Origin of the sequence: Paenibacillus sp. Soil724D2, assembly GCF_001427935.1 — a bacterium.
GTDB lineage: Bacteria > Bacillota > Bacilli > Paenibacillales > NBRC-103111 > Paenibacillus_E.
This window is the reverse complement of the sequence record NZ_LMRY01000059.1, coordinates 166,919-188,171: the sequence shown is the minus strand read 5'-3', so window position 1 is coordinate 188,171 and position 21,253 is coordinate 166,919. Positions and strand designations below refer to the sequence as shown.

General features: G+C 43.6%; 22 protein-coding genes and 3 pseudogenes. 16 read left to right on the top strand and 9 right to left on the bottom strand.

Annotation, left to right across the window (positions count from 1 at the left end):
• Positions 1 to 57: 57 nt before the first annotated feature.
• Both ASG85_RS34335 and ASG85_RS34330 read right to left on the bottom strand, forming a co-directional pair.
• A complete protein-coding gene (locus ASG85_RS34335) occupies positions 58 to 720 on the bottom strand; it encodes a PspA/IM30 family protein (protein ID WP_060649227.1) in 663 nt (220 codons plus the stop codon).
• Positions 707 to 1,012 carry a hypothetical protein gene (locus tag ASG85_RS34330; protein WP_060649226.1) on the bottom strand — a complete coding sequence of 102 codons (306 nt, stop codon included), beginning with the start codon at positions 1,010 to 1,012 and terminating at the stop codon, positions 707 to 709. Before ASG85_RS34330 ends, ASG85_RS34335 begins: the two co-directional genes overlap by 14 nt.
• 193 nt (positions 1,013 to 1,205) lie before the next feature.
• On the opposite strand from ASG85_RS34330, the gene ASG85_RS34325 reads away from it, so the two are divergent.
• The gene (locus tag ASG85_RS34325; protein WP_060649225.1) at positions 1,206 to 1,976 is read left to right on the top strand and encodes a hypothetical protein; all 771 of its coding nucleotides are present in this window, start codon (positions 1,206 to 1,208) and stop codon (positions 1,974 to 1,976) included.
• A gap of 187 nt (positions 1,977 to 2,163) precedes the next feature.
• Here ASG85_RS34325 and ASG85_RS34320 read toward each other — a convergent pair whose 3' ends face one another.
• From ASG85_RS34320 to ASG85_RS34300, 5 genes are all read right to left on the bottom strand, one after another.
• Positions 2,164 to 3,168 (bottom strand): aldo/keto reductase, encoded by a 1,005-nt coding sequence (locus ASG85_RS34320; protein WP_200961730.1) that lies wholly within the window; start codon positions 3,166 to 3,168, stop codon positions 2,164 to 2,166.
• Positions 3,169 to 3,249: 81 nt separating this feature from the next.
• The gene (locus tag ASG85_RS34315; protein WP_060649224.1) at positions 3,250 to 3,579 is read right to left on the bottom strand and encodes a carboxymuconolactone decarboxylase family protein; all 330 of its coding nucleotides are present in this window, start codon (positions 3,577 to 3,579) and stop codon (positions 3,250 to 3,252) included.
• 33 nt (positions 3,580 to 3,612) lie between these two features.
• Positions 3,613 to 4,293 carry a DUF4405 domain-containing protein gene (locus tag ASG85_RS34310; protein WP_060649223.1) on the bottom strand — a complete coding sequence of 227 codons (681 nt, stop codon included), beginning with the start codon at positions 4,291 to 4,293 and terminating at the stop codon, positions 3,613 to 3,615.
• 25 nt (positions 4,294 to 4,318) lie between these two features.
• The gene (locus tag ASG85_RS34305; RefSeq protein WP_156397045.1) at positions 4,319 to 4,921 is read right to left on the bottom strand and encodes a cytochrome P460 family protein; all 603 of its coding nucleotides are present in this window, start codon (positions 4,919 to 4,921) and stop codon (positions 4,319 to 4,321) included.
• 319 nt (positions 4,922 to 5,240) lie between these two features.
• Positions 5,241 to 6,179 carry an AraC family transcriptional regulator gene (locus ASG85_RS34300; RefSeq protein ID WP_060649221.1) on the bottom strand — a complete coding sequence of 313 codons (939 nt, stop codon included), beginning with the start codon at positions 6,177 to 6,179 and terminating at the stop codon, positions 5,241 to 5,243.
• A gap of 283 nt (positions 6,180 to 6,462) precedes the next feature.
• Here ASG85_RS34300 and ASG85_RS34295 point away from each other — a divergent pair, with 283 nt between their 5' ends.
• The 9 genes and pseudogenes from ASG85_RS34295 (at position 6,463) to ASG85_RS34265 (ending at position 12,345) form a co-directional block, all read left to right on the top strand.
• Positions 6,463 to 7,314, top strand: coding sequence for an aldo/keto reductase (locus tag ASG85_RS34295; protein ID WP_060649220.1), 852 nt, complete (start codon positions 6,463 to 6,465; stop codon positions 7,312 to 7,314).
• Between the two features lie 306 nt (positions 7,315 to 7,620).
• Positions 7,621 to 7,950: a PadR family transcriptional regulator gene (locus ASG85_RS34290; protein ID WP_057307752.1), complete on the top strand. Its 330-nt coding sequence runs from the start codon at positions 7,621 to 7,623 to the stop codon at positions 7,948 to 7,950.
• 16 nt (positions 7,951 to 7,966) lie between these two features.
• Positions 7,967 to 8,833, top strand: a complete 867-nt coding sequence (locus tag ASG85_RS34285; protein ID WP_060649341.1) for a pentapeptide repeat-containing protein — start codon at positions 7,967 to 7,969, stop codon at positions 8,831 to 8,833.
• Positions 8,834 to 8,842: 9 nt separating this feature from the next.
• Positions 8,843 to 9,156 (top strand): annotated as a pseudogene (locus ASG85_RS39515) (ATP-binding cassette domain-containing protein); the annotation flags it as partial.
• A gap of 1 nt (position 9,157) precedes the next feature.
• Positions 9,158 to 9,508, top strand: a pseudogene (locus ASG85_RS39510) (ATP-binding cassette domain-containing protein); the annotation flags it as partial.
• Between the two features lie 148 nt (positions 9,509 to 9,656).
• A pseudogene (locus ASG85_RS40045) lies at positions 9,657 to 9,872 on the top strand (ABC transporter ATP-binding protein); the annotation flags it as partial.
• Positions 9,873 to 10,634 carry an ABC transporter permease gene (locus ASG85_RS34275; protein WP_060649219.1) on the top strand — a complete coding sequence of 254 codons (762 nt, stop codon included), beginning with the start codon at positions 9,873 to 9,875 and terminating at the stop codon, positions 10,632 to 10,634.
• A 129-nt stretch (positions 10,635 to 10,763) separates the two neighbouring features.
• On the top strand, positions 10,764 to 11,624 hold the full coding sequence (locus ASG85_RS34270; protein ID WP_162257307.1) for a hypothetical protein: 861 nt from the start codon (positions 10,764 to 10,766) through the stop codon (positions 11,622 to 11,624).
• Positions 11,625 to 11,715: 91 nt separating this feature from the next.
• A complete protein-coding gene (locus tag ASG85_RS34265; RefSeq protein ID WP_060649217.1) occupies positions 11,716 to 12,345 on the top strand; it encodes a class I SAM-dependent methyltransferase in 630 nt (209 codons plus the stop codon).
• A 377-nt stretch (positions 12,346 to 12,722) separates the two neighbouring features.
• Here ASG85_RS34265 and ASG85_RS34260 read toward each other — a convergent pair whose 3' ends face one another.
• Complete coding sequence (locus tag ASG85_RS34260; protein ID WP_060649216.1) at positions 12,723 to 13,430, bottom strand: DNA alkylation repair protein; 708 nt, start codon at positions 13,428 to 13,430, stop codon at positions 12,723 to 12,725.
• Positions 13,431 to 14,047: 617 nt separating this feature from the next.
• Between ASG85_RS34260 and ASG85_RS34255 the strand changes: the two genes are divergently transcribed.
• Positions 14,048 to 15,523: an FAD-dependent oxidoreductase gene (locus tag ASG85_RS34255; protein ID WP_060649215.1), complete on the top strand. Its 1,476-nt coding sequence runs from the start codon at positions 14,048 to 14,050 to the stop codon at positions 15,521 to 15,523.
• Positions 15,524 to 15,590: 67 nt separating this feature from the next.
• Entirely contained in the window at positions 15,591 to 16,205 is a 615-nt protein-coding gene (locus tag ASG85_RS34250; RefSeq protein WP_060649214.1) for a TetR/AcrR family transcriptional regulator, read from the top strand.
• 588 nt (positions 16,206 to 16,793) lie between these two features.
• Here the strand turns inward: ASG85_RS34250 and ASG85_RS34245 are convergent.
• Complete coding sequence (locus ASG85_RS34245; protein ID WP_057305204.1) at positions 16,794 to 17,354, bottom strand: DJ-1/PfpI family protein; 561 nt, start codon at positions 17,352 to 17,354, stop codon at positions 16,794 to 16,796.
• Between the two features lie 196 nt (positions 17,355 to 17,550).
• Between ASG85_RS34245 and ASG85_RS34240 the strand changes: the two genes are divergently transcribed.
• The 4 genes from ASG85_RS34240 (at position 17,551) to ASG85_RS34225 (ending at position 21,118) form a co-directional block, all read left to right on the top strand.
• On the top strand, positions 17,551 to 17,778 hold the full coding sequence (locus ASG85_RS34240; RefSeq protein ID WP_057305205.1) for a YolD-like family protein: 228 nt from the start codon (positions 17,551 to 17,553) through the stop codon (positions 17,776 to 17,778).
• Positions 17,779 to 17,967: 189 nt separating this feature from the next.
• Positions 17,968 to 18,822 carry an alpha/beta fold hydrolase gene (locus ASG85_RS34235; protein ID WP_060649213.1) on the top strand — a complete coding sequence of 285 codons (855 nt, stop codon included), beginning with the start codon at positions 17,968 to 17,970 and terminating at the stop codon, positions 18,820 to 18,822.
• Between the two features lie 248 nt (positions 18,823 to 19,070).
• On the top strand, positions 19,071 to 20,021 hold the full coding sequence (locus ASG85_RS34230; protein WP_235550282.1) for an ABC transporter ATP-binding protein: 951 nt from the start codon (positions 19,071 to 19,073) through the stop codon (positions 20,019 to 20,021).
• Positions 20,018 to 21,118, top strand: a complete 1,101-nt coding sequence (locus ASG85_RS34225) for an ABC transporter permease (protein ID WP_060649212.1) — start codon at positions 20,018 to 20,020, stop codon at positions 21,116 to 21,118. Before ASG85_RS34230 ends, ASG85_RS34225 begins: the two co-directional genes overlap by 4 nt.
• Positions 21,119 to 21,253: the final 135 nt, after the last annotated feature.

Here is a 21,253-nt window from a genome sequence, read left to right as displayed (position 1 = left end):
CACTCTTCTTGAGAGGTCGTCTTTATTTAGTACTTTGTCGCGAGTAGGTAAAATAACCTACTTTCTTTCAGCTTTAAGCCGCTCCAGCTCCTGCTGCACCTCGTTCTTGATAAGGGTACTCGTTCCAGCCGAAACGTGATTGTGAAAAAAACGATCGACCTGAGCGTCAGCGGCGGCTCTCGATTCCATCTGCCACACCTGCTCCTCCATTCTGGAAAAACCTTTTCGAATCGTATCCGTATCCACGGAAGCGACGACACGGTTCAGATCTTGCATAGCCCGAGCGCTATTTGCTCTGGACATTAGAAACCACTTTTGGCTTTGCAGCTCGTCGTACAACGCCTTCGAAGTATGAAGCGTTTCTTGCAGCATTGCGATTTGCTGCTTCACAGTCTGATACTGCTCTAGATACACGTGGAGCCTCTTTTCGCAAATGAGCTTTTCTTCTATTGCAACCTGTGCGATCGTTTCATCATCTCGATCGAGCGCTAGATTTGTTTGTCGGACACGTTTTCCGATGACCTGCTCAAGCTCGCTGATTAATGCTTCAAACTTGCGTTCTGCGATTAACTGATTCGCGAGCGCGTTCTTAGCGGTAGCGATTTGTTCCTCCAGCTCCCTAAGGTACTGCTTGATCATGTAGATCGGATTTTCCATTTTATCTAGAATCTCGTTAATATCTGCCAATGCGATGTCTTTTACTCTTTTAAATATTCCCATTTGGTTTCTCCTCCTTATGAACGTTGCGCTCCCATTCGTCTAACATGTTCGCCCTATGACTTAAGGGCATTTGATAGTAAACCTGCGACGTGGGAGTATCGATATGTGTAAACTGGTTGATCTGCTTATGTGTTCGAAATCTTCTCCACAACAAATATCCAATAAAAACGACGACAAGCATCAGTACGATGCCTAGAAGTGGAGATCCGTGAAAGCCATGATGTATGCCTTCATAGGAGTTGCCTTTGAATTGGTGCCAATTTTCCGAACCTCTTATATGCCCTTCTCCCATCTCTCATTCCTTCCTCTCTATTGTTTTACTTACATTTAGAAGTATAGGCTTGGTTGCTTAAAGACAGGTGAAAGCCAACTGAATCTTAATTGAAAGGTTGCTGAAAATGCGCTGAACGAATTGGATATTTATGGTAAAATTATACAACCGAGATGGTTTAATAAAAATAAATGGATAAGGGGTGGGGATCAAGATGAACAATGCACACGGACAACAAGTTGTGCATTATCTTTTATCGAAGTTATCCGGGGCAGGCATCGCAATGTTTCTTTTCATGTTTATACTCATATTCGTCAACACCGGATTCGATATGTATGAGACTGTTGACAGTATTTTTCAGTTGAAACTCTTGTACTTATTCTATGTGTATGGGATTGCCTGTTCTATAGTCATTGACCTGATCGCACGGCTCATTCCGAGGATGGACAAATTAGGCAAAGCATTGCTGTATGTCATTGCAGGATATACCGTTTTTATAGTAAATGGGTTCAATGGATATACGATAATTGCAGGTACTGTCGGGGCGGTGTCTGCTCTCATTTTTTATGCTGGGACGCAATGGTCGAAGCTGAAGTCACCTGTGAAATACGCATTCTCCATCGCTTTTCCGCTGCTGCTTGGCGTCGTTCTCAACATCGATTTTACTGTGAAAAAAGGATGGACCGAAAAAACAACAAATACAACTTTCGAAGCTAACTTTACCTATTTCAATGGAAAGCATGAGATTCCAGTGGTGGTTCGAGAGGGTCAGACATTGTCTTACTCAGTGGAGGTTTCAAATAAAGAACGCGGCGGTTACGGCTATTCTCTTATTGATGAAAATGGAGAGCATATCGGGGTACGCGAGAACGTCAATGGTAAGCTGAAGTACTACGTGACTTTAAAAAAGACGGCCGAATACCGGTTCGTTGTGACCGGAAACGGGCTGCGAGGCGCGATAAAGGTGGAGTGGGCGATAGAGTGAAATTTCTCAAACCGCCGCGCACAAAGTCGTGTTGTTCATTCAAGTAACTGGCAGGATCATTGTTGATTTTGCACCCTAAGAAAAAGCCACTCCGATGAGTGGCTTAAAGTACTATGTTCATTTAATTATCGTTCTCCGAGGGAGCGTAATAAGCATTTGATAATTTCACTGCTCTTTCACCTTGATTTTAACTAAACTCGCGTCTACGAGGTAAAGCAAACCAGAGTCCATCGAGCCAAGCTAGCTCCTGTTCCGTTAATTTATCCATGTCAGCAGCACGCAGACTCGCGTCCAACTGCTCCGGAAGACTCGCACCAATGATGGCGGAAGTGATTCCCGGTTGCTGTGTAACCCATCGCACGGCCGTCGTTGTTGGATCAAAGTGATGTTCTTGGCACCAGGCCTTGTACCTTTCAACAGCGTCGAACTGTGCCTCTTGCCAATAACGTTCCTGATACAACGAACCCGCATTGTTTCCGAGTCCGAAACGAGTCCCCTCTTCCACACTTGCATTATTCCTGTAACGGCCCGTCAACAAGCCTCCCGCAAGTGGGTTGTAACTGATAATGCCAAGCCCCTCATCAAGGGCCATTGGAACCAAGTCTTCCTCAATCATTCGAAACAAGAGATTGTAGCGAGGCTGAATGCTCACTATACAGGTGTAATTTTTTCTTTCAGCAATTCCGTTTGCTTTCGCCACCTGCCAAGCACGCCAATTTGATACACCTATGTAGCGGACTTTGCCTTGCTCGACGAGATCATCAAACGCACGTAAGGTCTCATCCATAGGTGTGCTTGGGTCGAAATGATGAGCTTGATAGAGGTCGAGATAGTCCGTTTTTAAGCGGCGGAGGCTATCCTCGACGGATGTTAGGATATGCTTTCTACTCAACCCACGATCATTTATTCCGGGTCCCATTGCACCAAAACATTTTGATGCTAGCACTACTTTGTCTCGTTTACCCTCTAGCCATTCCCCGATAATCGACTCGGTTGCACCCGCAATGGCATACGAAGCTCTCCCGATGGGATACACATCTGCCGTGTCAATAAAACTCACTCCAGCGTCGAACGCCTTGTCAAGTATTTCGAAGGAGGTTTTTTTGTCTGCCTGATTGCCAAATGTCATCGTGCCCAGACACAGATTCGTTACTTTTAATCCCGTTTGTCCTAAAGAACGAATTTCCATCATAATTCACCTCTCCAAGAGTTTTTTAATATTCTTTTATGGATATCTCAAAATTACTGCTCCTAGTATTTCCTTTCGTTATTGTTATTCTTCTGTTGAGAATACTTCTTTTGCAACCGTCATAGCCGACATTGCCTTCGGCCAACCTGCATAGAAAGCAAGATGGGTCATTATTTCAATTAATTCTTCTTCCGTAAGACCGTTTTGTTTTGCTAAGTTAAAATGGGATCTCAATTGTTGCGCATTCCCGCCAGTAATTAAGCTAGATACGGTAATTAGACTACGGTCACGTGGAGAAAGCTCCTTACGTTTCCATACATCTCCGAATAAAACATCATCAGTTAATTCAACAATCTTTGGTGCAAAATCTCCGAAATTTTTCTGTGCGACAGTAAGTTCTTTTGAATCTGACATTTAATATCCCTACTTCCACTTTTGATCTACTTATTAAGCCTTAGCCTTTTCACGGTTCTGAATATATTTTAAAGTATAATGAGTCCCGCAAATATAGATCCCCATCATAGATAGGTAATCTAATACAAACCTTAAGGCGGTTTCATCAAAGCCCCAATACCCAAATGGATTATAAATGAGCAATCTAGAACCCATATCTCTTTCAAAGGAAATCTGCACACCATAAACAACAATTAACACCGCCAAGAGACGAAGCGCAATTGTCCGTACACGGCTTGTAGTGATGATTCCCGTCATTTTTCTAGCTGCCTGAATAATCCTTCCCCACGAGATTCCTATATGAACAGCCATGAGTATAAATCCCCAATAAGCACTCAGAACATGTATCTGCCTCACGATCATTTCAGTATTAATCGGAATAAAAGGAAATATGTCACGTGAAATTGGCACGGCACTAATTAGTGCAACAGCAATCGTTAATAGAAATAGCAAATTTACCGCTATGCTAAGAATCTGTTGTACCTTGTACTTTCCCCTAAATATCGTTCTATACCATCTTCGATTTAAGATATTATGAACCATAAACAATACAAACAAAAAGAAACCAACCACTTCATGGATCATATTTCCGGTAATAGGATATGCCATCGCTACTAACATGGATACTGTCATCATAAGGTCAATGACCAGTTTAATAAACATATTGGGATTCAAAAGCTTACCTCCATGACTTAGTAACTTATGATGTTTTTTCGGTTGATAGAGTAGCCATGTACTCTTTTAATGCATCCAATTCCCAATCTTCCAAAGGAATACTTGCATGCCTCGATTCCGTACTATTATTCTGCGATGCTGTAAAATCCTCAAGTTTGAAACTCTCCATTTGGTCGTACGTGTATACGAAATCATCCCGCATCTGACTTGCGTGACAAGAAATGCAACTCTTAATGTCTCGCTTGGTATTAACTGACTTATCAGCAATGAAAGCCTGGTATCGCCAATCTCCGTTGCTCTTCTCAGGAGAGTTCTGATTGCCCCAGCCAGTGCGCTTTTCCGAGACAAAAATGTCGGATAGTTTTCCATCCCTGTAGATTTCGAGAGTCAATACAGTTCCGCTGGGAAACGGCTTGCCGGCTTTCACCGCTTCGATCGTTTCCCGACTCGCATAGAGTAGCTCTTTGGCATTTCCACGAGTCACAGTCGTATAGAGCACGCCCTTATCGTAGTTCTCAGGGAGGTTAACTTGTTCACCGTCAGTTCTAGGGGGTTCCGCCTGCTGAGTACTCTCTGTCATGACACTGTCAGTTGCAGACTGCTCTGCTTGCCGAGTACTGTTTGTCATGTTATTGTTGTTACTCCCACATGCAGAGAATATAAAGACAGTAACTAAAGCAAAGGCAAGTAATAGTAGTTTTTTCAAATGCTTTTCCTCCTCCAAACTTACATCTTCCACAAAGACAAACCAAGCGTAATAAGTTAATTATGCAATGAATCAAAAAGAAATTGATATCCTGATCATCTTAAATGTTTGCCTATTTCTCTTACGTTAAAAAAACCAAATAGATTTCCCCCTCTAACATTGATGAGAGAGTTTCTATTTGGCCTTTCTAGATATATCTCGAATTTCCATACCCTGCTTGAGGTGAATGTCAAAATACCTCTCACACATTAGATACTTGCTCAGTAATTACCGATGCCTGGTCAATTGTTTCCTTTAGACGCTTTATGTCAGCTTTAGGAGGAAAACCAAACATACGAGAATATTCACGGCTAAACTGAGATGCACTTTCGTAGCCTACCCGGTAGGCAACCTCTGAAGCATCCGTCGATTCCGTTAACAATAGACGCCGAGCTTCTTGCAAACGAATTTGTTTTTGAAATTGAAGAGGGCTCATAGCCGTGATTTCTTTAAAGTGTCTATGTAACGAAGAAATACTCATATTCGCTATTTCGGCAAGTTCTTCAATCCGTAACGGATTGTCATAGTTATTCATGATTTGTTCAATAACATCTTTGATCTGATGGGTTGAGCTTCCTTCCATTACAATTTGCTCCAAAATACTCCCATTCTGACCTTGCAGCACCCGATAAAGAATTTCCTTCGTAAATAGTGGAGCAAGCACCGGAATATCTTTAGGATTATCAAGCAAACGAGCTAACCTGATGACTGAATCTAACAAAGATGATTCTATTTGGCTGACAAACATAGCTCGCTTAGAATTTTCTTTCGAATCAACTCGAAATTCAGAATCATGTAAAACATCTAAGATTTGACTAGATGTAAATTCAAGTTTGAAACCCAAATATGGAACATCGGGAGTGGCTTCAGTGACTTGTGCGGTAACTGGTAAATGAACGGATGCAACAAGGTAATCGGCAGGACTGTATGTAAAGCGCTCCTGTGCTAGCCAAACTTCCTTCGCCCCTTGAACTACTATACAAAAGGAAGGCTTGTAAACTCCATGGCTTTGACCCGCTGTATTCGAGACACGCATGAAAAATAAGGACGGAATAGCAGTTGGGTGAACACCGTCCTTTTGTGCATAGTGCTCTATAATTTTGGTGAGTTCCTTCTGCTGTTTAGTGATTATTTCAGACATTAGATTCTCCTTGTCCCTATTTTTTATAGTTCGATTATAGTCCATATTTGTCTGTTACATAAGTGGTAGTGAGAGGATTAGGCAAACATTTGGCACGAATGGGATACCAGTCTCTTTGTTATCTGGTACATAATAAGGAAGTGAAGAGGGGGAGATAATACATCGCAATGAGCAACACCTGGAAAATTTACATGCTGACCCTTATCAACTTTTTAGTCGGTACTTCACAATTCGTGATCTCTGTATCGACTTACAAATAATTTTCGAAAATGGAGGATTTTATATGCAAAAAGTAATTTTGAACAATGGTGTTGAGATGCCTATACTCGGTTTTGGTGTTTTTCAGATTGCAGATCAAAATGAGTGTGAACAAAGCGTTTATGACGCTATTATGGCAGGCTATCGGCTGATTGATACCGCTGCTTCTTATCAAAATGAAGAAGCAGTTGGCAGAGCGATCAAACGGAGTGGCGTGGCAAGAGAGGAATTATTTATTACTACGAAACTTTGGGTTCAAGATGCTGGTTATGAGCGAACAAAAAAAGCATTTGAAAAATCAATGGAAAGACTGCAATTGGATTATTTGGATTTGTATTTAATTCACCAGCCATTTGGCGATGTGCATGGGTCTTGGCGCGCTATGGAGGAATTGAATCGTGAAGGAAAGGTCCGCGCAATTGGCGTTAGTAACTTCCATGAGGATCGTCTGATCGATTTAATTATTCATAATGAAGTCGTTCCTGCCGTAAACCAGGTTGAAACGCACCCTTTCAACCAGCAAATTGAAAATGCAAAATTCATGAAAGATAATAATGTTCAGATCGAATCCTGGGCGCCTTTTGCTGAAGGGAAAAATAACTTGTTCCAGAACGAGGTATTGGTGTCCATAGCTGAAAAGGTTAATAAATCCGTTGCTCAGGTGGTTTTACGTTGGTTGACACAAAGAGAAGTCGTTGTGATTCCTAAGTCTGTTCGTAAAGAAAGAATTATCGAAAACTTCAACATCTTTGATTTTGAATTAAGCCAAGAGGATATGGAGTCGATTACTACGTTAGATACGAAACAGAGCCTGTTCTTTTCACATCGAGATCCTGAAATGGTCAAATGGATCGGTACCCGTAAACTTGATATCTAATAATCGATATTTCGAAAGATCAGATAGAGTATCAAGGATCTGTCTGCTCGGAAGTTGAGGGTTATATTGCGCAAATGACTACATTCATACCGATGCCTACACCGATGCCTACACCGATGCATAAGTCGGAGTGGGCATCGGTATTTTTATGTTCTTTATACTGGCTGATAAAGCACAAAAAAATAGAATGAATACGTTAGATATCGGTTTGAATACATCATGATTTTCAAACAAAGTATTTTATTTGAAACACTACCTTGACAGACACAGTAGTGTGTCGTATTATGGAAATGCGGAGGTGATTATATGAGCGAGAACAAAATTACATCAGACCTGCTGCGCGGACATACCGATACGATGATTTTACGGCTTTTATCCGAAGCTGACCGCTACGGGTACGAGATTGTCAAATTAATTGCCGAGCGCTCTGGCGGCGAGTATGAATTAAAGGAAGCCACGATGTACTCCAGCGTCCGGCGGCTAGAGACTGACGGAGATATCGAGTGGTATTGGGGCGATGAATCTCAAGGCGGACGTCGAAAATATTTTAGGATTACCGAAAAAGGCAAAGGTGCTTACGCACGCAACAAAAGCAATTGGGAGTATTCCAAGCGCGTACTAGAAAATTTATTATAAGGGAGAGATTATTATGATGAATCAGAAATTAACGAACTATTTGAACGGCGTGTTTACGCCATACGATGGGGTAAAAAGCGTCACTGAATTAAAGACGGACCTTCACTCCGATTTGCAGGAGCGATATCGTGAACTCAAAGCCGAAGGCAAAGACGATGAAACCGCGTTTACGATGACCGTTGAGAGCATCGGCGACATTGAGCAAACGATATTGGAAGTCGCCAACCTCTCCCGCTCGCTGGAACGGCAAGTAGTGACAAACTTTAGCGCCAGCAACCTGGCAATGAGCGACTTTGCAGGCGTTACGGCCCATAAAGGTCAATTTAATGCTAGCGCGTTACGCGGTGCCGACTTTGCTGGCGCTGACTTGACCGGAAGTTCATTTAAGAGCAGTGATTTACGTGATGCCAATTTTGACGGCGCAAATCTGACGGACTGTATCCTAACAGCAACTGACCTTACGAATGTAAGCTTCAATGAATCGATCCTTGTACGAACCAACTTCAGCGTTTCGGGGATGGAAGGAGCCAAATTCACAGGTGTAAAACTGACCGACGCCACGATAAGCAAGATCGACCTTAGAAAAACATCCTTTGAAGGTTGTATCTTTGACGGCGTGGACTTCGAATATTCCGACCTGAGCGGGCTGAATTTTGACGGTCAAACCTTTATCGGCGTTAAGTTTGAGAAATCGGCAGTAAACGAAGTTTCATTTAGGGGCGCTATACTTAAGAATGTGTCTTTTCAGGCGTTCTTTTCATTAACCAATAAGTATTACCGTGCCTTCAAAACCATCTGCTTTGACGGTGCAGTCATGGATAAGTTGACCTATGCTTCGCTTAAAGGAATGGGGGCAGACTTGTCCAAGGTTACTATTCGATAAGGGAAAAATATGCAAACTAAATCCATTAAAGTGACAGGGCTGCAAAAGTCCTACAAGCAGCTTCAAGTCCTAAAAGGCGTATATTTCGAGGTGGAAAAGGGCAGTATTTTCGCCCTGCTCGGCTCCAACGGAGCTGGCAAGACAACGGTTGTCAAAATCCTCACCACGTTGCTCAAACAAGACAGCGGAACCGCGACCGTAAACGGATTCGATGTTGCGTCAAAACCCGAGAATGTGCGGCAGGCGATCAGTCTGACCGGGCAATTTGCCGCCGTGGACGAAATTTTGACCGGACGGGAAAATCTGATCATGATTGCCAAGCTNACCCGAGAATGTGCGGCAGGCGATCAGTCTGACCGGGCAATTTGCCGCCGTGGACGAAATTTTGACCGGACGGGAAAATCTGATCATGATTGCCAAGCTACGATACCTCAAAAATCCGCGTCAGGTAGCGGACGACTTGCTTAAACGCTTCGGCTTGACAGATGCCGCCGACCGCAGGGCTTCTACTTATTCGGGTGGTATGCGTCGCAGGCTCGACATCGCCTTGAGCCTTGTGGGAAAACCGCAGATCATTTTCCTCGACGAACCGACCACTGGACTTGATCCCGAGTCGCGTATCGAGGTTTGGAAGATTGTCAAGGAGCTTGCCGACGGCGGCACGACGGTACTCCTNGAAAGCTTGACCGAGTCTTGATCCAGGCTCGACATCGCCTTGAGCCTTGTGGGAAAACCGCAGATCATTTTCCTCGACGAACCGACCACTGGACTTGATCCCGAGTCGCGTATCGAGGTTTGGAAGATTGTCAAGGAGCTTGCCGACGGCGGCACGACGGTACTCCTGACCACACAGTATTTGGAGGAGGCTGAGCAGCTAGCCGACCGAATTGCCATTTTGCACGAGGGTAGAATTATTGCCAACGGTACACTCTCGGATCTAAAAAAACTGTTCCCATCCGCAAAGGTGGAGTATGTTGAAAAACAGCCGACTTTAGAGGAAATCTTCCTCGCAATCGTCGGCAAAAAGGAGGCGAAGTAAATGGAGACGGCAAAGAATCATTTCTTCACCGATATTAGCGTTATGCTCGGACGTTCCATGCGCCATATTTTACGCAGTATGGACACAATCATCACGGTCTGCATCACTCCAATTGCGATGATGCTGCTGTTCGTCTATGTGTTAGGCGGTGCCATTCAAACCGGAACGGATAACTATGTGAATTACCTGTTGCCAGGCATACTGCTTATGGCGATCGCAAGCGGAATAGCCTACACGGCTTACCGCCTGTTTATGGATAAGCAGCGGGGCATATTCGAGCGGTTTCACACCATGCCGATTTCACGTTCCGCCTTGCTTTGGGGGCATGTGCTGACCTCTCTGGTGTCCAACGCCATATCGGTGATCGTCATCATTCTCGCAGCGTTGATTATGGGTTTTCGTTCGTCCGCGGGAATACTGCCATGGCTTGCCGTAGCCGGCATACTCGCATTGTTTACACTGGCCTTAACTTGGGTCGCGGCGATTGCCGGACTGTCCGCAAAAACGGTGGAAGGTGCAAGCGCGTTTTCCTATCCACTTATCTTCCTGCCGTTTATCAGTTCGGCGTTTGTGCCGACCGAGTCGATGCCGTCGGTCGTTCGCGCCTTTGCCGAAAACCAGCCGGTGACCTCGATCGTGAACGCCATCCGTGCGCTACTGGCAGATCAGCCGGTGGGCAATGATATATGGATCGCTCTTGCGTGGTGCGTCGGGATTTTGTTCGTAGCTTATTTCTTTGCAATGAGGGTGTACAAAAAGTAGATTAGTTGAACATAGGAGCAGTTCTGCCGCGGCAGCTGCTCCTTGTATAATAATTGGAAAATCTCCAATAATAAAAAGATATTTCATAAAACAAGCTTTATGTATTCGGCTATTATCGGAGTGAACGATGTGCATAATTCTTTTTGGTTTGTTGCTCTACTTATTTCAAACACAATATTATTTTGTTTTATAATATTAAAAAAAAGAAACACGCAAACTCTGTTTCTTTATTTAACAATGGTTGGATATGGTTATATCATCGAGACCACGATTTTTAATTTCTTAGGAAGCTATGATTATAAGCCCAATATTATCAAGCATAATTCTTTTTATGACAGTGAATTGGGAGCATTTTTCTCTAACGCATTATCTTTACCGATCACAGCAACTTTGATAGCAACTTTCAACTTAAATTGGCTTTGGATGGTCTTTTTTTCAGGATACTTTGTAGGGATTGAATGGTTATTTTTAAAGCTCCATATCTATACACAACACTGGTGGAGGTTAGAATATACCGGATTGGGTCTCCCTATGTATTTTGTTTTGGCCAAGATCTTTTATAAATGGATTTTACTTCCTTCAAGAGGATTTAAACACAATTTGATGCTTTATTTAATAACTGGTTCCATTTCTGCCAGTGCCCATATTCTCCCGATGCTCTTTTTCTTGAACCGATTCTATCGTCCTGGATGGTTTGAAAATGTTGGTCGCGATTCCATCGCCTTCTCAGCAATTTACTATTTGTGCGCAAGCTTTTTTTATTGTTTAATTGTTAAAATCAATTGGAAAACGAAGTGGATAAAATATATTTTAACAGGCTTAATTGTTTATATAGTGAATCAAGTTCTTATAAAGATTGGAATCCTTCACAGTCTCGTATGGTGGGACCAGATGTACTATGTTTTTTTAGCCTTATTTATTATCGTGCTTGTTAAAATCATAGATAAAAGATTATCTAAACAAATATTGGTCGTTAATAATCCATCCTAATGAAAATCGGGTAACTATAGTTGAGGGGCTTGCTTTGTGGCAGCTCCTCTTTATGCGGATACAAACTGCAACACATAAAGGAGATAGAGATATGACGGAATTCTGGGAATCAAGTTTTATAGAAAAACTAACAATGTGGGGATTTGAACCTACAGACTCCGCAATCGTGACAAAGGACTTTTTCCTTGAAAAGAATGTTAAGGACGTACTGGTACCAGGTATTGGATATGGCAGAAATGCAAAGGTTTTTATTGACAATGGAATAGATGTAACAGGTATTGAGATTTCAAAAACAGCGATTGATTTGGCGAGGCAAAACGGGTTAGATATTCGTATTTTTCATGGTTCAGTAACTAACATGCCTTTTGATAACAAACTCTATGACGGTATATTTTGCTATGCACTTATTCACTTATTGAATAATCGTGAGAGAGATAAGTTTATTAAAGATTGCTATAATCAGTTAAAGCCAAATGGATATATGATTTTTACAACTGTTTCAAAAAAAGCCCCCATGTATGGACAGGGCAAACAATTGGATAAAGACTATTTCGAGATAATGGAAGGCGTAAAAATGTTTTTTTATGATTCTGACTCCATAAAACAAGAATTTGAGAAATATGGACTGATAGAGTTTTCAGAAATTGACGAGCCAAGTAAGAACATGAAAAATAAACCCCCAATAAATTTTATAATTGTAAAATGTAAGAAAGAACTATAAAGATATGCAGTTATGCCAAGTCAACAGAGAACAGGAATTGGATGCAAACTAGTTCAAGAGGGTTAGGAGCAAGAACTATAATCTCATGACTATTTTCTTCGTCAACAATTTCGGCTTTACTAAATAAAACGTGTCTTACAATCTGATTATTATCTTCCACTACAATAGCTAACTCAGGTATAAATTGGTCCACTCTATATATGATTGAACTACCGGAAACGATTGAACAACGACAACAGGCTGCCGATATCTTCGGCAGCCTGTTCAGTTAACGGGCAGGAAAAGTTTTGGGCCATGATGATTTCTAATTGATCGGATTTTCCGGGAGAAGCCAGAATGGCTTGGCCGCACAAATCGTTCTTGTGGCGAAGCCAGGTTTAACACCTTACATGTTTGCGTTTGAAACCAAGTTGCCCTCTATCTACTCCCTTTTGAATATTTTCGGAAGCCTGTAGGAAGCTGCTTTTTTTCTTGTCTCGTTTGACTTCTACTGGACCTACTGCCATCGCGGTCTCGACCGCCTTATTATGGAGCGGCATATAGGATACCCCCACTGTGTAAATAAAACTATTCATAGCGTATTTAGTTCTTTCGGGAGAATCGTGAATCGTATTTCTCACAATTTCAAGCATATTGGCAATTTTGCTTTCGGAAAATTCACCGTCCGGGCGATTACCCAAAAGCCAGCAGTAACAACTCCAGCCCGCTGACATTCGCAGCTCTTCGCCGCTTGCGATCCATTTATCGGCAACTTCTTGAGCAATATCTGTTTCTGCCAAGGTTACTGCAACCACAAAATCGGACAGCATATAAAAATAAGCCGCATCCATCCAACGCTCAAAATCCGCTTCAGTCATTGCTTTTGGGTCTGCAATTATGCCGGCAAAGTACATTGCGTCGTAATTCCCTGTGTTGTAAAGCTGCTCAGCCAAAGGTTGATTTATTTTAATTTTCTTGGCGATGGGCTTCATATCGCCTGTAGCCACGCCAAAAAGCGGTTCGTGCGCTCCATTGGATACGTAAATTTTCTTGGTTCGTTCCTTGCCGAGAGCTTCAAGCTCCTGCATAACCATTTCTACATTCATTGTTTAACACTTCCTTCTAACTGGAGGTTTTTCCTTGCAATTTGCAGCTGACCCGTTTCGATATCTTCCTTTGACTCATTCCTGCTAACATAGCAACTTTTCCCCGCCTGAGACCCGGTTTTCTTCTTCGACTTCCTTGTGGAATCCCCACATTTAGTTCTCCAAGGATAACCATACCTCTCGTTAGCATTTTCCATCCATTATACAGTATCAGTGAGGCCTAGAGCACTCACAATGATTACTAATTAACAGGAGGTTTTTATATGCCAGCGCAAAACATCAATAAGATAGCGCTTATTACAGGTGCAAATAAAGGAATTGGATTTGAGACTGCGCGTCGCTTAGGCAAGCAAAGGTTATACGATCTTAGTCGTTAAGCTGACGAAGAACAATAGGGAAGGAGCTCGTCATCGCGGCAGCTCCTCTTTTGTTTGCATGAAGTTCTCTTTGTCTTTATAGTATCTTAAAAACGTGTTGACAAAAATTGGGGATTATTGCATAATAACATTGACTGAACCGTTCAATCTATAGTTTTTGCTGAAATCGAAATCCATAAATGTTTTTTTTGTAAAATTATTGACTGAATGAGTCAATCTAAATCGAGGAGGAATTATGACATGACAATCAATCCTAACAAAAGCAAGGCGATCGTCATTGGTGGGGGTATGGCCGGATTAATGACCGCACGCGTACTCTCGGATCATTACGAAGAGGTGCTAATCGTCGAGAAAGACGACTTCCCTTCAGGGCCAGACCTCCGTCCCGGAACTCCGCAGGCATTCCATCCGCATCGCTTCACGACGCGTGGGAAATCGATTACGGAACATCTTTTTCCGGGATATGAGAATGACTTAGTGGCGCAAGGTTCTCCTTCGTCTCTGAACAAAGTCGTTTATTTCATGAACCAGCACGGGAGCCTGGAAATGAAGTATGACCGGAATGATATCAAATTTAGTCGAGCAGTACTTGAGTGGGTCATCCGCCAACGCGTAAAAGCCATTACTAACGTACGCTTCATGCCCAGACACGATGTGGTCCGGTTGTTAACGACCCCTGATAGGTCAGCCGTTACCGGCGTTCTAGCTAGAGATCGAGATCAATCCAAGGAGGAGAAGGCTCTGACAGCTGATCTGGTTATTGATACGAGTGGACGTTCCTCGAAACTTTCGGGATGGCTTACGGATTTGGAATACGATGTGCCGAAGCCGGATCTTCTGAAAGTTTCGCTCGGATACAGCACTCGCCGATATAAAGTGCCTTCTCATCTGACCCACATAATCGATAAATGGGAAGTCATCAACCTCCAGGGTCAGCCTGCAGGCGGCACTTACACGGGCGTGTTCTCCTTTATCGAGAACCAGATTGCCGAAGTACTGCTCTACCGCCCGGGCGGGAATTACCCTCCGACGGATGCCGCAGAGTTTGAACTGGCCGTGGAGCAGCTTCCGAGCCCGATCATTTCGGAAATCGTACGCGATCTTGAACCCATCACCTCTCCTCGAGGCTTCCGCGTTCCAGAATTGTACTGTCATCGTTACGAACAGATGTCCCGCTGGCCTGCAGGATTGCTGGTCTTGGGAGATGCTTACTGCATCTACGATCCGATCTTCGGCCAAGGCATGACTGTGGCCGCGATCGCTGCCGAAATACTGGAAACTTGTCTGCTAGAACGACACGGCGATTTCCGGCCTGATTGGGAGCACGGTGTACTTCGCCGAATCAAAGAAGCCATCGAACCGGCCTTCTGGTTAAACTGCACGGCCGATCTGCGCTGGGAAGGTGTCGAATACGAAGGTTCGGATTCAAGCACGGGGAATGCGTTCAGCCGGGAATATATGGAGCTGTATCTCAAGCACGCTACAAGTAAGTCCGATTGGCGACTATACGGACTCTATTGGGCCGTGAATACGTTGTCCGTATCACCCCGTCACATTTTCAACCCGCAGACAGCCGTCCAAGTTCTATCCGCTTCAGATGAAGGCAAACGACTGCTCGCCGGGCTTAAGGTGAAAGACGGCCGGTCGGTCGAGGCAGTTCTGGAAGAACTGATGCCCCGATTCTCGGAAACGCCGTTCGAGTCGGCAAAGCAATAGTGATTTTAAAAATCGGATTTGTTATACTGATAGATATCTATATCGTCCGGCAAAGGAGCACTCGACATTGGCACCATTAAACGATGAACAATTGCATCAAATCCGCGATGAACGAAGAGAACAAATTAAGGCGGCGGCCATCCAGGTGTTTGCCCATAAAGGTATCGTTAGCGCGAAGATGAGCATGATCGCAGAAAAAGCAGGTATTAGCAACGGGCTGCTCTACCATTATTACAAATCGAAAGATGAGTTGTTTATGTCGCTTGTTCAAGAGGCGATGATCGAAACGGAAGCGGCCATGCGAAGCATCAATGAAATGCCGGGAACGCCAATCGAGAAAATCAGGGCTTTGACGGCGGAAATTCTCGATGAAAGCGGAGCACCGTACTTCATGCTCATCCACCAGGCGCGCACGTCCGATGGTGTGCCCGTACCGGTTAAGCACCTTCTGGAGCAGTATTCGATGGATACTTTTATTGATATGCTGCTTCCGTTATACCAAGAGGGACAGCAGGTCGGAGAGTTGGCGGCAGGAGACCCTAGAGAGCTTATTGCCTGTTTTTTATCTGTCCTTACCGGTATCATGGTCATCAATGCGAACGGGATTGAAGACTATCGAATTCCGAAGGTCGATATGTTGATGCGGTTGATTGCCCCTCTGTATCGAGTAACAAATAATTAATGTAATATTCGTATGAAAACTAATCTTGAATATAGAAAAATGGATTATTAGGCAAAAATTCTTTAAGACGAAGAACGATAGTTCAAAAAATAACAGCGGCAGGCCTAAGACTTTATTTCAAGTCCTAGTCCGCCGCTGTTTCATTTTTGGATTAGTCTACTATATAGACTTCATAAAAGGAGTTTTGTGATAGTGCTACGATCAGTTTAGAAACTGTTCAAAGAAATCTGGGCTAGAATTTAGCACCAACCTCTCTCAGGCCAATCATCCGCATAAATCGTTGGTCCTGGCCATTCACTTGCACTGACTGCTCCGGAAAATGTTAGCAACATACAGACTACTAAAAACCCAGTAATAAAACCTAATCTTAATTTTCTCATCAATATTTGTCTCCTTTTTTATGTGTTTATTAAGCGAAAATCCTTGAAGAACATATCTTAACAGAGATAGGTAATATTTTACAGAGTTAAATAGACCAATACTTTATGCCCTCAAATAATCGAGATAACTTTTAAATATGGTAAAAATTACCTATATTCGATAAATTAATAATGATAAAGCTTTTAGAAATTATGAAATCAACGTAAGTTATTTGGAGAGCAGTTTCAAAAACTCGCGCATGAAGCCTGGTAAATCCGGCCAAGCGTGACCAGTGACTAATTTCCCATCCACATGAAGTGAATCTGTCGTATATAAGGCTCCGAGCTGCTCCACATCTAAACGGCAAGCGTTATAGGCAGTCATGGTGCGGCCTTCAAAAAAGCGATTGTCTTTTAAAGCGGAGAATACCTGTGCAGCATGACAAATAGCGCCGATTGGTTTATCAGCTTCAAGAAAGTGACGAATAATGCGCGGAACATGCTCGTTCGAACGAATGTATTCTGGGGCTCTGCCTCCAGGAATGATTAAACCATCATATTGACTAGGATCTACATCAACGAAAGCGATGTGTGACGGCAGCAGATGCCCTGGCTTCTCTGTGTAGGTCTCCCAATCGTCGATAAAATCGTGAACAACTGTACGAAGTACTTTTTTAGTCGGTGAAGCAATTACGGCCTCGTATCCTTCCTCTAATACACGAAAATAGGGGTAATACACTTCCAGAACTTCTGCAGCGTCACCGGTTAGAATTAAGATGCTCTTTGACATGGAATCACTCCTTGGAAATAGATGGTAACCCACATACAATTATGAATAAACCTCGTTTCGTTGTAAACGGGTGGAATTTGATACGATTTGTCGAATCCAACGAATGAAACTCTATATCCAAAGACTCTTTACCACTCGAACTACTAAAAGTATAATAAGTATAGAACAAACGTTCTGGAAGTGGAGTGGAGCCATAATGAGTATTAGTAATCGTGAGAATAAAAAGATAGCCAACGTAATGGCAAATGCCTTACTTAGCCAGCAATTTATTAGTGTAAAGATTTATAATGAGGCTGGGGATGGGCAAATTACAGGTCTGATCACCAAAATTGATCAAGAGATAAGAAGAGTAAAGCTATCCCACGAAAATGGTACGGATTGGGTAGCATTTGACGATATTTTGAATGTAGAATTGGTGGAATAATACTTATAAGAGGATAGTGCTAAAGGAAGGCATGTTGGGAGCTCAGCATGTCTTTTTTCTTTGATTCGGTCTCAAGACCGATTGTGAGTTCATACCCGGGCTTGAATGAATGACAATGTCGTCATTATATAATGAAAACACTAATATGATTCATTTGGGAGACTTGCTTGTAGGGGAGGGAAATGGCATATGGTAAGTGCAAAAAAAACGAGCTTTTTGGATTCGTTTACCCATTCAACTGTAGTTTCGAAGGACGGAACTACTATTGGATACCAAAGTATAGGTAAGGGGCCGAGTCTCATTGTAATCCATGGGGCACTAAGTACTTCGAATGATTTTACCAAGTTTGCCCAAGAATTATCGGATGCATTTACAGTTCATGTTATGGATCGACGTGGACGTGGATGGAGTGGACCGCAAGGGAATGACTATTCCATCAGGAAGGAATGTGAAGATGTAAAAAGCGTACAAGAAGCAACGGGAGCAACCTATGTATTCGGTCATAGCTATGGTGGGCTTGTAACCTTGGAAGCAGCGCGTACAAATACCTTTAAGAAAATGGCCGTCTATGAACCTGGCGTTTCAATTAAGTTGTTACCAACCGATTGGGATTGGCTGCCTGAATATGAAAATGACATGAATAAGAAAGATTTTAGAGGGGCATTTGCCAGCTTTGTAAGGGGTTCAGGTCACACTCCCTTAAAACGGTTACCGAAATGGTATGCAAAATTTATTTTACGTTTGGTGATACGCGGCAATCATTGGAATCAAATAGAAAAACTATTGCCAGAAAATTTAATTGAGCACAGAGAAGTGAAACGTCTGGCATCCACTTTCAGTAATTATCAAATGATTGATGCGAATGTCCTATTAATTTCTGGGGGGAAGAGTCCAGATTCTGTACATCAAATGATTCGCGTATTGGATGAAACAATTTCACGAACACAAACGTTGACTTTACCTAATCTAGATCATCTCGCTCCGGAAAATAAATACACACCGGTCGAAGTGGCACAGCATGTAAAGCGGTATTTTCTTAGTTGAATTTTGGTACCTAAGTCAACCCTATTGATGTATAATCAATTAAACGTTTTTAAAGTGAGCTGAAGCTGATGATCGTCGAGGTCATTCGAGAAAAATAAGTGTTAAAAAAAAGCTGATGGGTGTTATTTTACCGATCAGCTTTTTTAAAGTGCTAAATAGTTGTCTTGATGGGGTTGCCGGCAGGTTGGTTATTAACTCAAGATGGCACAAGAAATACTAGTGGGAATATCGAAAGGGAGGAACCAACCTTGGTTAACGCCATTATAGAAGTGGACGGACTCGTCAAAAGGTATGGGAAATTCACTGCGGTGAATGGAATTAACTTCCAAGTGCGTGAGGGGGAAGTGTTCGGACTGCTCGGGCCAAATGGGGCAGGCAAAACGACAACGATGGAAATGATCGAAGGTTTGCGGCGTCCGGACGAAGGGAGGGCACTTGTTGCAGGCTTCGATACGAAAAAGGATTTGAATAAGGTTAAGGAAATCATCGGCGTCCAGCTCCAATCGACGTCATTGTTCGACCTGCTCCACGTCCACGAGATTATCCGCATGTACGCAAGTTTTTATCCAAGCTCAGTGCCGATCGAGCCGCTGCTCGACGACATGATATTGCGCGAAAAAAAGAATGACCGCGTCAAAAACTTATCCGGCGGTCAGAAGCAGCGACTCGCCATTGCGTTGGCGCTCGTCAATGATCCGAAGGTGGTTTTTCTGGATGAGCCGACAACCGGACTCGATCCTCAAGCCCGGCGTACGTTGTGGGATATCGTGCTCCGCCTGAAGGAGCGCGGCAAGACTGTGGTGATCTCAACGCACTACATGGAAGAAGCTCATGTGCTTTGCGACCGCATCTGCCTCATGGATAAAGGACAAATCGTTGCGCTCGATACGCCGGAGCAGCTCGTCCGCAGCCTGCAGTCAGACAGCGCCATCGAGTTTCGCTTGCCGGAGCCGATTCGGGAAGATGAGGCACGAAAGCAGGAAGTGCTGACGCTTGTCCAGTCATTGCCTGATGTGAAGCAAGTTGAACAGCGCAAAGACACGTTTGTGTTGTACACGGATCATTTGCAAAATGCGCTGACCGCATTTGTACAACAAGCCGCTGAGCAAAACATTAAGGTTTCTGATCTGCAAACGCGCACGGCAACGCTCGAGGACGTGTTCATCCACATGACGGGAAGGAGTCTGAGAGAAGAATGAAAGCGTATCGTCAATTGACTTTGGCCCAGTTACGACTTTTTGGGCGAAATCGGCAAGTATTATTCTGGACGCTCGTTTTTCCGATCTTTTTCATGGTGATACTAGGTTCATTCTTAGGAAAAGGGGACAACACTTCGCTCTCCGTCACCGTTATCGACCAAGACCAGACGACTGCGTCGAAGGCGCTTCTATCCTCTATGAAGCAGCTATCCATTTTAAAATTAACTGAAAGCTCAGATCTCAATACGGCGATGAAAGATCTTAAGCATGGCGATCGGCAGCTTGTCGTCGCAGTTCCAAAAGGGTATGAAGATGCTGTGAGCGCTAAATCATCCTCTATGCAAGGTTCCAAACTCACCGTTTACTACGATGAAACGAGCCAAACAACCAATCAGATCGGGCTCCCCATCATGTCTCAGATCGCCGATGGCATAAGCAAGCAGATCGTTGGTTATAACCCTGTCATCACGATTCAATCACAAGCTGTCCAATCCCTTAACCTGAAGTATATCGATTTCCTAGTTCCAGGGATCGTCGCTATGATGATTATGAATAACAATCTGAACGGGGTCGCCGGCCAAATCGCATCTTGGCGCGAGCGGGGTATCCTTCGGCGTCTTCAGAGTACGCCGCTTCAACCTCGCAGCTTCATTGCCGCGCAAATCACGGCCCGACTGGTATTGAACGGCGCTCAGGCGATAATCGTGTTGCTAATCGGTAGCCTGATTTTCGGAACGCAGGTGAATGGTTCGTGGATGCTTCTGCTAATGTTCGTCATAATCGGGACACTGACGTTCATGTCGATCGGCTTTATCATCGCCGCGCTCGCCAAAACGCCAGAAAGCGCTGGCCCGATTGCCGGATTCGTCTCCTTCCCACTTCTTTTTCTAGGCGGCGTCTTCTTTCCGATCAAGAATATGCCTGATTGGCTGCAGCCTGTAGTCAATTTGCTGCCGATCTCGCATCTGTCCACAGCGCTGCGCCAAATCATGAATGTCGGAGCCTCGCTTGCCGACGTGTGGCGTGAAGCCGCGCTGCTTGGCGGCTGGATGCTCGTAGCCTTCATTATCGCCAGCCTAACATTCAAGTGGGAGTAACCAAAAATATGGGCAGCCGGCCAGATTGGATCGGCTGCCTTTTTCAGCTATTTCTTTTTTGCTAATTGCGTTAGTGTATATTTAATTGAATAATAATTCAATGTCTTGTATTATTATACATAACATTTTCGCATG

Bases quoted from the DNA above. Each gene is read 5' to 3' on its own strand.
- ASG85_RS34335 (WP_060649227.1), bottom strand. From the start codon at position 720: ATGGGAATATTTAAAAGAGTAAAAGACATCGCATTGGCAGATATTAAC.
- ASG85_RS34330 (WP_060649226.1), bottom strand. From the start codon at position 1,012: ATGGGAGAAGGGCATATAAGAGGTTCGGAAAATTGGCACCAATTCAAA.
- ASG85_RS34325 (WP_060649225.1), top strand. From the start codon at position 1,206: ATGAACAATGCACACGGACAACAAGTTGTGCATTATCTTTTATCGAAG.
- ASG85_RS34320 (WP_200961730.1), bottom strand. From the start codon at position 3,168: ATGATGGAAATTCGTTCTTTAGGACAAACGGGATTAAAAGTAACGAAT.
- ASG85_RS34315 (WP_060649224.1), bottom strand. From the start codon at position 3,579: ATGTCAGATTCAAAAGAACTTACTGTCGCACAGAAAAATTTCGGAGAT.
- ASG85_RS34305 (WP_156397045.1), bottom strand. From the start codon at position 4,921: ATGACAAACAGTACTCGGCAAGCAGAGCAGTCTGCAACTGACAGTGTC.
- ASG85_RS34300 (WP_060649221.1), bottom strand. From the start codon at position 6,179: ATGTCTGAAATAATCACTAAACAGCAGAAGGAACTCACCAAAATTATA.
- ASG85_RS34295 (WP_060649220.1), top strand. From the start codon at position 6,463: ATGCAAAAAGTAATTTTGAACAATGGTGTTGAGATGCCTATACTCGGT.
- ASG85_RS34290 (WP_057307752.1), top strand. From the start codon at position 7,621: ATGAGCGAGAACAAAATTACATCAGACCTGCTGCGCGGACATACCGAT.
- ASG85_RS34285 (WP_060649341.1), top strand. From the start codon at position 7,967: ATGAATCAGAAATTAACGAACTATTTGAACGGCGTGTTTACGCCATAC.
- ASG85_RS34275 (WP_060649219.1), top strand. From the start codon at position 9,873: ATGGAGACGGCAAAGAATCATTTCTTCACCGATATTAGCGTTATGCTC.
- ASG85_RS34265 (WP_060649217.1), top strand. From the start codon at position 11,716: ATGACGGAATTCTGGGAATCAAGTTTTATAGAAAAACTAACAATGTGG.
- ASG85_RS34260 (WP_060649216.1), bottom strand. From the start codon at position 13,430: ATGAATGTAGAAATGGTTATGCAGGAGCTTGAAGCTCTCGGCAAGGAA.
- ASG85_RS34255 (WP_060649215.1), top strand. From the start codon at position 14,048: ATGACAATCAATCCTAACAAAAGCAAGGCGATCGTCATTGGTGGGGGT.
- ASG85_RS34245 (WP_057305204.1), bottom strand. From the start codon at position 17,354: ATGTCAAAGAGCATCTTAATTCTAACCGGTGACGCTGCAGAAGTTCTG.
- ASG85_RS34240 (WP_057305205.1), top strand. From the start codon at position 17,551: ATGAGTATTAGTAATCGTGAGAATAAAAAGATAGCCAACGTAATGGCA.
- ASG85_RS34235 (WP_060649213.1), top strand. From the start codon at position 17,968: ATGGTAAGTGCAAAAAAAACGAGCTTTTTGGATTCGTTTACCCATTCA.
- ASG85_RS34225 (WP_060649212.1), top strand. From the start codon at position 20,018: ATGAAAGCGTATCGTCAATTGACTTTGGCCCAGTTACGACTTTTTGGG.